The 13,760-nt window shown below is 43.4% G+C and carries 7 protein-coding genes and 1 pseudogene; 6 read left to right on the top strand and 2 right to left on the bottom strand.

The genetic code is table 11. The features are described 5' to 3' along the window. The 4 genes from PSE7429_RS14630 to PSE7429_RS14610 all read left to right on the top strand — a co-directional run. On the top strand, positions 1-357 hold a 357-nt coding region (locus PSE7429_RS14630), incomplete at its 5' end, for a hypothetical protein (protein ID WP_233424359.1). A 70-nt stretch (positions 358-427) separates the two neighbouring features. Beyond that, positions 428-2,026 (top strand): NAD(P)/FAD-dependent oxidoreductase, encoded by a 1,599-nt coding sequence (locus tag PSE7429_RS14625; protein ID WP_009628012.1) that lies wholly within the window; start codon positions 428-430, stop codon positions 2,024-2,026. 744 nt (positions 2,027-2,770) lie between these two features. Further along, positions 2,771-6,838, top strand: coding sequence for a CHAT domain-containing protein (locus tag PSE7429_RS14615; protein ID WP_009628010.1), 4,068 nt, complete (start codon positions 2,771-2,773; stop codon positions 6,836-6,838). A 46-nt stretch (positions 6,839-6,884) separates the two neighbouring features. Beyond that, positions 6,885-8,672 carry a ShlB/FhaC/HecB family hemolysin secretion/activation protein gene (locus tag PSE7429_RS14610; RefSeq protein WP_009628009.1) on the top strand — a complete coding sequence of 596 codons (1,788 nt, stop codon included), beginning with the start codon at positions 6,885-6,887 and terminating at the stop codon, positions 8,670-8,672. A gap of 67 nt (positions 8,673-8,739) precedes the next feature. Here the strand turns inward: PSE7429_RS14610 and PSE7429_RS14605 are convergent, their stop codons facing one another. Together PSE7429_RS14605 and PSE7429_RS14600 are read right to left on the bottom strand one after the other, a co-directional pair. Further along, positions 8,740-9,819, bottom strand: a complete 1,080-nt coding sequence (locus PSE7429_RS14605; RefSeq protein WP_009628008.1) for a glycosyltransferase family 4 protein — start codon at positions 9,817-9,819, stop codon at positions 8,740-8,742. Positions 9,820-10,010: 191 nt separating this feature from the next. Beyond that, positions 10,011-11,138 (bottom strand): geranylgeranyl reductase family protein, encoded by a 1,128-nt coding sequence (locus PSE7429_RS14600; RefSeq protein WP_009628007.1) that lies wholly within the window; start codon positions 11,136-11,138, stop codon positions 10,011-10,013. Between the two features lie 517 nt (positions 11,139-11,655). On the opposite strand from PSE7429_RS14600, the gene PSE7429_RS14595 reads away from it, so the two are divergent. Together PSE7429_RS14595 and PSE7429_RS25205 are read left to right on the top strand one after the other, a co-directional pair. After that, positions 11,656-12,222, top strand: coding sequence for a hypothetical protein (locus PSE7429_RS14595; RefSeq protein ID WP_009628006.1), 567 nt, complete (start codon positions 11,656-11,658; stop codon positions 12,220-12,222). A 667-nt stretch (positions 12,223-12,889) separates the two neighbouring features. Continuing rightward, positions 12,890-13,648 (top strand): annotated as a pseudogene (locus PSE7429_RS25205) (IS1 family transposase). The last annotated feature ends 112 nt before the right edge of the window (positions 13,649-13,760 follow it).

Here is a 13,760-nt window from a genome sequence, read left to right as displayed (position 1 = left end):
GAACTTTGCTTCTTCGGGTGTCATCTTTTAACCTCATTTTATTCATTTTCTCATATGTCATCTATAAGTAGAAATACTCATTGCATTAGTGAGATGCTCCCATTTGAGTTTGACTATAAGATTGATACAGCTAATACAGAAGTGTCATTAGATACTTGCTTAGAAAACATCCAAACTTACGTTCAGGTTGAACTTAAATCTGTAATAGAAAATCCAAGCGATAATCAGATAAATACAGAGTCTCTACGTCAACCAGATGCTTTAGAGAGTGACCCGCAAAAGCAATCATATCAAAATCAAGATGCTTATGATTACTTGCGTAGAGCCAAAAATAAGATAAAAAGAAAGTTCTTTTGAAATTTAAATTAGAACTTTGTTACATAAATGTTGATATTTCCACATTAATTTAAGCTAGATTGCACTGAAAATGTTACGAATTACTGAGATTAAACTGCCCTTAGATCATCCTGAAGATGCGCTGAAATTAGCAATTCTCAAAAAGCTCCAAATTAAGCCAGAAGAATTAGTTAGTTATTCCATTTTTAAGCGTAGTTATGATGCGCGAAAGAAAACAGATATTTACTTAGTTTATATCGTTGATGTTGAGACCTCTGTAGAGGATCTGTTATTAGCAAAATTTCAAACAGATCCCCATGTCTCAATCACACCAGACATGAACTATCAATATGTAGCTAAGGCTCCTAGTAATTTAAAAACTCGTCCGATCGTCATTGGCATGGGACCCGCAGGTATGTTTGCAGGGCTAATGCTGGCGCAAATGGGATTTCGTCCAATTATTTTAGAACGGGGTAAGGCAGTACGCGATCGCACTGCGGATACCTTCAATTTTTGGAAAGGGAGAGCGGCTTTTAATCCCGAATCTAATGCCCAGTTTGGGGAAGGTGGTGCTGGAACTTTTTCCGATGGCAAGCTCTATAGCCAAGTAAAAGATCCCCATCATTACGGGCGCAAAGTATTAACCGAATTTGTGAATGCAGGAGCTTCACCCGAAATTCTTTACATTAATAAACCACATATTGGCACGCTCAAACTCGTCGGTATCGTGCAGAACTTTCGCGCACGCATTGAAGCGCTAGGCGGCGAAATCCGTTTTCAAAGTCGTGTTGAAGCGATCGATATTGACGATCGCCAAGCGAGGGGCGTAGTCCTTGCCAATGGCGAATATATTGCTAGCGATCGCATCGTGCTTGCCGTCGGTCATAGCGCCCGCGATACCTTCCAAATGCTTTACGATCGCGGCGTATATATCGAAGCGAAACCTTTCTCTATTGGCTTTCGGATCGAACATCCACAACCCCTAATTGATCGCGCTAGATTTGGCGATTTTGCGGGACATAAAATCTTAGGTGCTGCCGATTATAAACTCGTACATCACTGTCAAAATGGTCGCTCTGTTTATAGCTTTTGTATGTGTCCTGGAGGGCTAGTTGTGGCGGCAACCTCAGAAATTGGGCGTGTTGTTACTAATGGCATGAGTCAATATTCGCGCAACGAGCGGAACGCAAATAGCGGTATTGTGGTGGGGATTACGCCTGAGGATTATCCAGAGCATCCCCTCGCAGGAGTTGATTTTCAAAGGCGATTAGAATCTCGCGCCTTCGAGTTGGGGGGTGGAACCTATGCTGCTCCAGCCCAGCTCGTAGGTGATTTCCTCGCCCATCGTCCTTCCCATGATTTAGGTAAAGTACAGCCCTCCTATGCTCCCAATGTCCATTTATGTGATCTGAGCGAGAGTTTACCCGACTATGCGATCGCGGCGATCCGCGAAGCCATTCCCGCCTTTAATAAGCAAATCAAAGGGTTTGCAATGGAAGATGCGATGCTGACGGGGGTAGAAACCCGCACATCTTCTCCCATTAGGATTAAACGCAATGAGAAATATCAAAGCCTAAATACCGAAGGATTGTTTCCCACGGGCGAAGGAGCAGGCTATGCGGGGGGGATTCTATCCGCAGGAATTGATGGAATTAAGGTCGCTGAAGCAGTTGCTTTGAGTCTTTTATAGCATTCCTCAATCAAAAAAGGGATTATTGGCGGCGCTTCGCGCCGCCAATAATCCCTTTTTTGTTCTAAGCAAAACTTATGCTAATTCAATGAAGTAAGTAGTTCGGCATAATTAAAAACCAAAACCAAAGAGCATACTGCTCGCTGCGCGGGCGGTATGCTCTTCTAGGTTTTAAGTTTACTTATGCCTAGCTACTTATTGGCTCACTTCATTGAATTAAAAAACGTCAGTTCGGGTTAAGCTGGCAAGTTCTCAAAGCTCAAAAGTAAAAGCCTTGCGTAGCAAGGCTTTTACTTTTGAGCTTTGAGAAAGGGGTTGCGTAGCAACCCCTTTCTCAAAGCCAGTTCCAAATTATCCCGAATTCACGTTAAAAAATAAATCCAGTAAGGTTTTGAGATTCCCAAAATGGCAACGCCATTTTGGGAATTGGTATTACTTTTCTATATATTATGGGGGAAATTCTTTACTGTTCAAGATCTCTATGATACGGTAGTGGCAAAATAGATAATAAAATCAAGTTCTTAGAGCAATTGTAATTTTTAATCTGTGAGTTTTGGCAACTTCCCAAAGTTTCCTGATTTTTTATAATTATCTAGGCAAAATTAAATATAAATCCCCAAAAGTCCTAGTATACGCTGTGCTTGCGCTACGTTTTTTGACTCTGGGTTTTAATGATGCTCAGATCCTTAAATCTATTTTTTTGATATTTCTGGCAGTAGTGATAGGCGCTTTCAGGTGGATAAAATGAGAAATAGATCTTGTTTACTTGTATCAGCGATCGCTTTTTCGATCATTGTCCAACCTACTCAAGCTCAGATTTCTCCTGATGGTACTACGTCCACTCAAGTTAATGGTAATGCGATCGCCCCAAAGGGTGTGGGTACGATTAACGGAGGCAATCTTTATCATAGCTTTAGTGAATTTAATGTCCCGCAATCTGGCGTGATTTTTAAAAGTAACTCGATGGTGAATGGGGCTGAGGTTCAAAACATCATCAATCGCGTGACGGGAGGAAATCCCTCGGCGGTTTTAGGTACTATTGACAGTCGCCAAGCTTTTCCCAATGCTAATCTTTATCTGATTAATCCCAATGGCATCGTTTTTGGACAAAATGCCCGTTTAGATATTGGTGGTTCTTTCCATGCTTCCACGGGGACGGGGTTGGGCTTTGATAGCGGTACTTTTAAGGTTGACAAAAACTCCCTCAGTTTTCCCAGTGGCGATCCGAAGTCAATTAAATTTGCCGTCACTCAACCCGCTGGCATCATCAATCAAGGCAATCTATCAGTAGATATCGGCAAAAATATTACTTTTACTGGTGGAAGTATTATCAATGTGGGTAATTTGACCGCACCTAGTGGAAATATTGCCTTAACTGCTGTCGCAGGTAATAGTCAAGTGGAATTGCGATCGCCCGATGCCGTTTTAGGATTGCAAGTGTCAGCTCAAGCCGTGCCCACTGACTGGAACGGCAAAATTACGGAATTACCCAAACTTGCAGAGCTGCTGACTGGGCAAGTTTCTCAAGCCAATCGCCAAGCCAATCGCGTTGTGATCAAAGCCGATGGTTCTCTAGCATTAGTAGCCTATCCCGCCCCTACCGATATTACGGTGACTGATGGCATGACGATCGCTTCAGGAAGACTTGATGTCAGTTCTTCTAATAAAGGCGGAAATGTAGGCATCTTTGCTGACAAAGTGGGGTTGGTCAACGCTCAAATTGATGCTTCGGGATTATTTGGTGGTGGAACTGTTCTCATTGGTGGAGACTTGCAAGGTAAGGGAATTGCCCCTAATGCTCTCAAAACTTTTATAAGTAATGATTCCCAAATTAATGTCAGTGCTACCTTGCGCGGGGATGGGGGAAAAGCGATCGTCTGGGCAGATCACTCGACCACATTTCTCGGAGCGATTATCGCTCAGGGAGGAAGCCTCGCGGGGAATGGAGGCTTTGTAGAAGTTTCGGGGAAACAGAATCTTGATTATAGAGGAACCGTAAGTACTCTGGCTCCCAATGGGCATATTGGCACATTACTCCTCGATCCAACCGATATTAATATCATCGTTTTCTCTTCTCTTACGCCTGCCTCATATAGTGCCTTGACGGATGTGGATCAGTTTAGCGATCCAGATAATTCCCCAAATACCATATTTGTCAATTTGATTAATGGAGCTACATCCGATGTCATATTGCAGGCAACCAATGACATCAATTTTAATGCTGCGGTGAGTACTTCCGTCGGCTTAACCGCCCAAGCAGGGCGCAATATCAACTTTACCGATGGTATCAATACCAATGGTAAGGCCTTAAATTTGATCGCGGGAGGGAATATCAATGGTTCGGGAACATTCGCCAATCTCTCGTCAACTAACCTCATGGGCGATGCGGGAGCGATCGCTTTGAAAGCGGGCGGCAATATCACTGTTAATAGCATTCAGGCTGCCTCCGTATCCTTAGGTAGTGGCAGTAATGTGACATTGGTCGCTGGAGGTAATATTCAAACCACAGGCACAACCCTCTTCTCTGGAAATAGTTACAGCATTGTTACCGATGCCTCCACAACTGGTCATGCAGGGAATATCTCCCTAACCAGCACCAATGGAGCGATCGATGTCAGCTCTGGCGGAGTTAATGCGGTAGCAATCTCTGGAAACAGCGGTAATATTACTTTGCAGTCATCGGGTAACATCACTACCCAAGAAATGATCGCTTCAGGCAACTTAGCTGCTGGGGGGAATATCAGCCTAACCAGTAGTAATGGCGCGATCGTTACTATTTCTGGAGATATTGATACTAGTTCCATTCTAGGCAATGCAGGAAATATCAACTTAAATGCCAAAAACAGCATTACGACAACGACCCTCAATGGTAGCAGCAATTTCGCTACTGGCGGCAATATTACTTTGCAGTCATCAGGTAATATCATTACCCAAGAAATGATCGCTTCAGGTCGCGTAGGGGGCGGTAATATCAGTCTAAACAGTAGTAATGGCGCGATCGTTACTATTTCTGGAGATATTGATACTAGTTCCATTCTGGGCAATGCAGGGAATATCAACTTAACCGCTAAAAATAGCATTACGACAACAACGCTCAATGCGAGTAGCGATCTCGCTACTGGCGGCAATATTACCCTCGATCCTACTGGCGATATTGTTTTTAACTCAGCCAATACCGCAGGATCGATTCAGGGTGGCAATTTCTCTGCTTACTCGTCGAATGGGAATATCCGCGTTACGGGTTTTGTCTCTAGTACCTTTGCAGCCTGTGCAGGGGCAAGTATTTGTTCGGCTAGTAATAGTGGTGGTATGGGTGGTTCGATATTTCTACGCCATGGTGGACTCTCTCCATTTGTCATTGGCGATTCTAGTACCAATGGAACGGCAGGGATTGTCACTTCTGGCTCCTCAACACTTTCTCTCGGCAGAATTATTCCTGTTGGAACAAGTATCTTTTCCCAAGGTAATATTACCGTTGCGCCTTCAGGAAACTCAATATTTTTGCCCCCAAAGATCTTGGATGGGATTCTCCACATTGATGTCGATACCTTAGCCCTTATTGAAATTAGGGATATTATGAAAAAGGAGGTCGATCGCTTTTTAAAGCAGGACGACTTGCCAAAAGCTTTTGCGGCGATCGAAAAAGCCTATGTATCGGAGCTAGGTATTTTCTTAGGAGAAGATCTCAAACCTCCTAGCTTAGACATTAATCAAGCTCAGGATATCCTGAGCGATGTCTCCAAGCGCTCTGGCAGCGTTTCTGCCCTGATCTATCCGATCTTATTAAACGATCGCATCGCAATTTTGGTGATACCGCCCAAGGAATTGGGTAAACCCTTTCACCGCTATACGAACTATGTTAGTGAGCAAGAAATTCTAACCGTTTTGGTGGATTATCGCGATAATCTGCGCGATCCCGATTCCCTAGATTATTTAGTACAGTCCAAACAGCTCTATGACTGGGTCATGCGTCCGATCGACGATCGCCTACAAGCGCTTAAAGTTGAAACAGTCGTATTTGTGATGGATTCTGGGTTGCGGGTAATTCCTCCCGCCGCTCTCTACGATGGCAAAAAATTCTTACTGGAGCGCTATGCTTCGGCGAATATTCCTGCATTGAGGGTAACGCGGCTAGAAGAACGCGATCGCCATAATACGCGAGTATTAGCGATGGGACTAACAGAGGCAAGGGATGGTTTAAGCGCTTTACCAACGGTAGAAGTAGAGATCAGAACAGTTGGTACAGAGGTACTTAAAGGAGCGACATTTTTAAATCGAGATTTCACGATCGCTAATCTGCAAGAGCAAAGAGGTAAAGCCGACTATGGCATTCTCCATTTAGGTACTCACGGGCATTTTCTCGCAGATCGGGCGCAGGATTCCTATATTCAGTTTTGGGATAGTAAGCTGCGATCGTATCAAATTCCGCCGCTCCGATTCGATAAACCTGCGATCGAAATGTTGACTCTTAGTGCTTGCGAAACGGCTGTGGGAAATAATCTTGGTATTAGTGGTTTGGCGGTGGAGTCGGGGGCGAGAAGTATTCTCGCTTCGCTATGGGCAGTATCGGATGTGGGTACGGCTCCTTTAATGATTAGTTTTTATAAGGCTTTCCCAAATGCGATCAGCAAGGCAACCGCTCTGAGGCAAGCCCAGCTCGATTTATTAAAGGGCAAGGTCAGAATCGAGAATAATCGGATCGTAGGCGTTGAGGGTTTAGCACCCATTACTTTGCCAAAGGGAGCTTGGCATATCGATCTCAGACATCCTTTCTTTTGGTCATCATTTATTTTGGTAGGGAATTGGCTATGAATCGATCGCGATGGTATAAAGTTTGGGCGAGTTAGCAGTTTGAGGTATGGTTGTGAGTCAAAATTCAAAGATACTTTTCAAAATAATCCGCAGCGTTAAAAGTGGTAACGAGATGCTCATTTTCTCGATACCAACCATAATATCGGGGTTTATTTCCCTATCTGTTTCCGCCCAAACCCTACCACCGTCTTCACCGCTAACCCGTCCACCCGAATTACTGAACCCCAAGTCGGTAAAATCTCATAACCCCGTCTTAAATTCCGCACCAGTCCCTCAACCTCCAGATCTAGATAACCAAAATCCAATTAGTAGCGAGGGGCAAATACCTCAAAATGAAGTTTTAATCCCTATCAAACAGATTAAGATTGTGGGGAGTTCGATTCTGACAAGTACAGAAATTGAATCTCTAACTGCACCACTTCAAAATCGAGCGATTACTTTTAGTCAATTACAGGAAGTTGCCGATAAAATTAGCGCAATTTATCAAGACCGCAATTATATTACTTCTCGTGCCGTACTCGCTCCTCAGGATATCAAAGATGGGGTAGTCATCATCCAAGTAAGGGAAGGATCGCTCGAACGAGTGGATGTGAAAAGGGCTGGCAATGTATCGGGGCGTTTAAATGACGAATACATTCGCGATCGCGTCCTTCAATCCGCAAGTGTTCCCCTGAGCTTTGCCAAGCTAGAGGACGCTCTACAACTATTGAGAGCTGATCCTTTAATTGGTGATATTCGCGCAAATTTGACTACAGGCAGTCAAGAAAATCAGAGCATTCTGCAAATTACCTTTAGCGAGGCTCAATCCTTTAGCATTCGACCTTTCTTTGATAATTACGGCAATAGCTCTACGGGGATCTATCGGGTGGGTGTCAATCTCCAAGAGCTGAATTCTACGGGGAATGGGGATCCCCTTCTCTTGGGTTATACCCGTTCTGGCAGTGCGGATGTTTATCAACTGAATTATACCTATCCGATCGATTCGCGAGGCGGCACGATTGGTTTGAGCTTTGCGGCTGGACAGAACCCGATCGTGGAGCCACCTTTTGATAGCTTAAATATTAAAACGGATTCTCAAACCTATGAATTAGCCTATCGTCAGCCGCTAATGCGATCGCCACGAGAGGAATTTGCCCTTGGGGCGAGTATCGCCATTGAAAATAGTAATTCCTATTTCAATAATCGATCGTTCAATTTCCAAAACTTTAAGTTTGATGATGGACAGTCTCAGTCGAGAGTATTGCGGTTAACCCAAGACTATCTCAGTCGTGATCCCCGTGGAGCTTGGGCATTACGTTCCACCTTTAATCTAGGACTAGGTATTTTAGGTGCAACGATTCGGAACGATGGCTCACCTGACGGCAGATTTTTCTATTGGATCGGACAGGTTTTAAGGGTCGAACAACTCGGTGCTGATAAAGACACCTTGGCTTTTTTTCGGCTTAATCTCCAACTTTCTGGCAATCAGTTGCTCTCGCTCAATCGTTTTAGTATTGGTGGTGCCCAGTCGATTCGGGGCTATCGCCAAAATCAACTTTCAGGGGATAGCGGGATTCAGGCTTCGGCGGAGTTACAGTTCCCGATCATTCGAGATAGCGAGGGCATTTCCCTTGTCAAGCTTTTACCTTTTATAGAAGCTGGAACTATTTGGAATTCCTCTGGGATAAATTCTAGCCCACAATCGCTTTTGGGAATTGGGATGGGCGCAACGTATCAGCCAATCCCCAAACTATTGCTACGTCTAGATTATGGTATTCCTTTAGTAAAAGTCTCCAATTCAGGCAATAATCTACAGGATTCGGGGCTATACTTCTCAGTTAACGCAAATTTTTAGATAACTCAAGAAGAGAATGGCGGCGCTTCGCGCCGCCATTCTCTTCCTGAGTTATCTAAGGCAATACCTAAAAATTTGTGATTAGTTTGTCAAACCATTTTTCTAAGCGATCGCCCCACACAGTGAGGGAATATTCTGCTTCTACCTGTTGACGACAGGCGGAGCGATCAATTTGGTCTAATTGCGAAATCGCCTCAATCAATCCCGATACACTTCCCATTTCTACGAGAAATCCCGTCTTGCCGTGCCGTACAATTTCCTTCAGTCCACCTGAACTATAGGAAACTACGGGCACACCACAGGCAAAAGCCTCGATCGCCGCATTACCGAAAGCTTCAACCCACCTTGGGGTCATTAGTAAAGCACTAGATTTTCCTAACCTTTGTTGTAGTTCCCCTGTAGATAGAAATCCCTCATAATGAAGCTCGGCTTGAGGGAAAGAAGCTTGGATTTGTTGCCAGTATTCTTGATCTTGAATTAATCCGAATATATGCAATGGAAATCCCGTGCTTTGGGCAGCTTCGGCAGCATCTTCTAAACCCTTTTCGGGGGAAATCCGACCGACCCAGGCCAGACTGGGCTTAGTTGGCTTTTCCACAAAATTATATTGGGTTAAATCAATCCCCTTACCCATAATCGTTAGGCGATCGCCATCGCTAAAGGTGTCCGCGCAGGCGCGAGTATTCACGGCGATCGCATCGGGAAATTTCCTTACGGTTTTGCTAACCATTGCATCCATCACAGGTGATAGAGACGACATACTAATCCAATGGGCGATCGGACGTTGGAAAAATGGAGTCAGATAAAGCGGCAGCCAATCATAGGCGAAGTTAAATAATAAATCGAACTGATGTTGCGATGCTCTGGCATAACTCCACATATTTTCTAACACCGAATTTTGCGGAAGTACAACGAGATCTGCTCCTACCTCAGTTTGTGCCGAAGTTTGCATCGTACCTGCAATTTGTGTTAGCTTTGTCACCTCAGTAACTGAACCTTCAGGCGCAACAATTTCCACCTCATGCCCCTTAGCAATTAGAGCCTTGGCAGCATTTTGTAGGGTCAATTCCACACCGCCACCAACTCCCGATCCTAAAGCTCCCACGGGAGTAGATAGAAATAGTAATCGATATTTTTTTTCATTCATAACAAAATGTTCTGGTAGTAATCTAGAATCTGGCTTCGACTTCGCTCAGTCATCGGGATATGTTGACTAAGCGAAGTCGAAACTTCTCTCAATCCATTTAGGATTGCTGTGAGCAAACTTAAAACCTAGAAGAGAGATTACAGTCCGCGTCGCGGGCTGTAATCTCTCTTCTAGGTTTTAAGTAAAGGAATTTATTTCATCCCAATGAGCCCCTTGGCAAGCCGTTTTACCGCAGCCCCAGCCACATCGCGATAGCGCAATTCACCACAAAGAATTTTGCCCATACGCTGACTTGCGCTAGGACGCTTCACGCCCATCTTGTAACCAAAACTGGGAATACGATAGAAGATGCCTGCGATTCTTTGAGCCCAGGCCATATCTTCGCCCCAAGCCTCTTGGACTTGGAGGGTATATTGCTTGAGCGCATCAATATCGCCACCGATCGCCGCATCGATCGCCTGACCTGCCAACATCCCTGTTAAGAGCGAAGGGCGAATTCCTTCTGCGGTAAAGGGATCGACGATGCAAGCTGATTCCCCTGTAAGTAAAGCGTTTTGGGTATGGAGCGGTTGGTTGCCATCCCATAGGCAAATAGGATGACCGAATTGTTTCATAGAAGTGACATCAATACCAAATTCTTGGGCATACCTAGCCGCAATCTCCTTGAGATTTTGTTTCTCTCCACCGATAAAGGTTCCCGCACCAATGGAATAACCATCGGCTTTGGGAAAGTTCCAAATGTAGCCATTCTGTACAGATCCAAAATCAAAATGGGCTGCACTCACATCGGGACTGGAATGGGGCGCTTCCACTTCGAGAGCGGCTCCCATCCGTCTTTTTCGTTCTTTAAATCCCAACCATTTTGCCATCGAACCTTTTGCCCCATCGGCGGCAATTACATAGCGAGCTTCAAAAACTTCTTGTTCTGTTTTCACTAGCCAGCGATCGCTTTTCCACTCTAGCCCTGTAACTCCCGTGCGATCGCGAAGTTCTACACCTAATTTTTGCGCTTGCTGTACGAGGTAATGATCAAATACATCACGACGCACCATCCAGACAGGTTCCTTAGAAGTAAGTTCCACTAGCTCGGGATCGCCCATCTGCCATGTATACCGAATATTGCTAACAGTTAATGAAACTGCGGGCGAAAAGTCGAAATCAAACCATTCTTGCACCATCGGTGAAACGCCACCACCACAAGGTTTGTATCGAGGTAAGCTCTCTTTTTCGAGTAGCAAAACTGACCGTCCTCGTTTTGCCAAATGATAGGAAGCTGAACCACCAGATGGACCTGCGCCCACAACAATGCAGTTGTACATAACAATTATTTTTAGGTGAAAGTACAAGAAGTTCTTTTAGATTTTACCGCTAAATGTCAGATTGTAAGTGGCTGGGCATAATTAAAAGCTAGAATCAAAGCCCTTGCTACAAACGGGTACCTTAGCTTTATATCTTTATATCTTTGTTTAGGGTCTACTCATCTTCAAGCCCCTGAACGTTTTTCTAAACTTTTTATCTTTGACCTTCATCTCAATTCTCAAGCTTTCTTTAACTTCATTAAATTTTTGTCCTGCACTTAGATTTATGCTTGACATTTATATGGTTTCCCTGATATAAAATAAACAGGTGGGAATAGAGAAGATAAAAATCAATACATCAAAAATAAATCTCGGGGGGGATTTAAGGACTGACTAGGATTGACTTAGGCTTGATTAGCGAAAATCTAATCATCAATTGCCAATTCCTAAATATCTTCTTGCGCTTATTTTGATTCATTGGATATTTAAAAATTATCCATTCCAGTAGATTCGAGACTATTAAAAAGAGAGAAAAATTATGCTATCTAATGCATTTCGTCGCATTCTAGTTGCGTCTGGTTTTGCCATCGCTACATCATTCATGACAGCTTTATCAGCTTCTGCTGCGCCTACAACGGCAAGTTCTACTACTTATTTCACAGGAACTGTTGATCCATCCTGTGCTGTATCCACAGATTTTACAGGCAACTCAGCTGGAACTGCAAATACTTACACAAAAACTGCCTATGCTGGTTCGGGTGCTGGAGGTGTTTTACAGCTTCAGGCATCGGATACTGTCGCATTTAACTGCAATAGCGATACCGTAGGAGTGTCCGCTGTAGTAGCAACGACCACCCCCACTGCACCAGCAAATGCCACATTGTTGGCAGGTGTTCATACTGCATTAGTCACTAGTACAGTTGATGGCACACAGAATACAACTAAGACTGGAAATGGTACCGCAACTGGTACTGCTTGGAAGACAGACACTCAAGGCAACATTGGCGCTACCGTTCAATCTACATGGAATCCCACAGCTGGTGGACAAGAATTGTTGGATGGTACTTATCTTGCTAATGTCGCTGTAACTGTGACACCTAACTAATCAAGGTAAGGAGCAAAATGTGATTAGCGAAGCGCAATCACATTTTGCTAAACCCTAAATAAGTTCCTAAATAAGCTCCTAAATAAGCTTTTGTTGCTGAACTACTTAAGGTCATCGCAAGACTTTTCAATCTATTCTTTTGGAGATATTTTGCTTAGCAATACATCTCCAAAAGAATAGATTGAAATTATCCCGAACTAATACCAATTTAAGAAATGACATAGCCATTTCTTAAATTGAACAATCTTCTTAAATTGAAAATCCTGACTAGGTTTAGTTTTTAATTCACAAAAGTATTGCCACACTTTCATGAGTTCGTATAAAACTGTTTTTGACTGGTATTATATTAACTAATGCCAAGTTAAGAAATATCTTAGCCATTTATTAACTTGAAAATCTTAACTTGAAAACCATTACTAGGTATCTAGGTGCAATTAAATATAAAATCCCAAAAGTTGTAGCACAAGCTGCGCTTGCACTACAGCTTTTGACTTTAGTTGTTAACTATGCCCAGCTACTTAGGTTTAGTTTTTAGTTCACAAAAGTGTTGTCACACTTTCGTGCATTGGTATAAAGTCTCCCAAAATTGAGGGGCTTATAGATCTTGGTAGTCCTAAAAAGGAAAGGATGAGGGAAAATATCTAGATGGTTGTTACAGATTAAAGCAATGTCAGAGTCAAGTCCATCATGTCCATCATGTCCATCCTGCCAGTCCGTATCAGTGGTTAAAAACGGTAGTACTCGGCATGGCAAACAAAATTATAAATGTCGGGACTGTGGTCGTCAATTTGTAGAAAATCCACAGTGGCAGAGAGTTTCAGAGCGTATCCAAGACACTTATGACCTTTTAGAGAGACTACTGCTAGAAAAATCCCACTAGCTGGAATAGCTAGAGTCCTCAAGGTCTCAGAGAGATGGTTGCAGAGTTACGTCAATCATAAATATGAAAACGTTCCTCAGCAGGTGGAGGTAGAACCAAAACCAAAACGACCGTTTGATCGTACAGATGGATGAATTATGGTCTTTTGTGGACGACAAAGGCAATAAACAGTGGGTATGGCTTGCCATTGATGCCGAGACTCGTGAAATTGTCGGTTGTTATATTGGCGATCGCTCTGGGGACTCAGCTCAAAAGTTATGGGAATCTTTGCCTGCCGTCTATCGCCAATGTGCAGTTATTTACACTGATTTCTACTCGTCTTATCCTGTCGTACTACCCAGCAAGCGTCATAGGGCTGTGGGTAAAGAAACGGGAAAGACTAACTATATTGAGAGATTCAACGGTACGTTACGACAACGAGTATCAAGACTAGTTAGAAAAACTCTATCCTTTTCTAAGAAACTAGAAAATCACATTGGGGCCATTTGGAATTTTATTCATCATTACAACACTTCTTTACCTGCTCGGTCATCCTTTCCTTTTTAGGACTACCCATTTTAGCTATTTTATGCTTTTGTATAAGGATAAATCTATGATTTAATGTTTTGATTTAATGCTTTAGTCTTTTGCTTCTAAAGCGTTGAATTTTAGTTGGAAC

This window comes from Pseudanabaena biceps PCC 7429, from assembly GCF_000332215.1.
GTDB lineage: Bacteria > Cyanobacteriota > Cyanobacteriia > Pseudanabaenales > Pseudanabaenaceae > Pseudanabaena > Pseudanabaena biceps.
The sequence above is the reverse complement of the archived record's forward strand: the minus strand, read 5'-3'. Positions and strand labels throughout refer to the sequence as shown.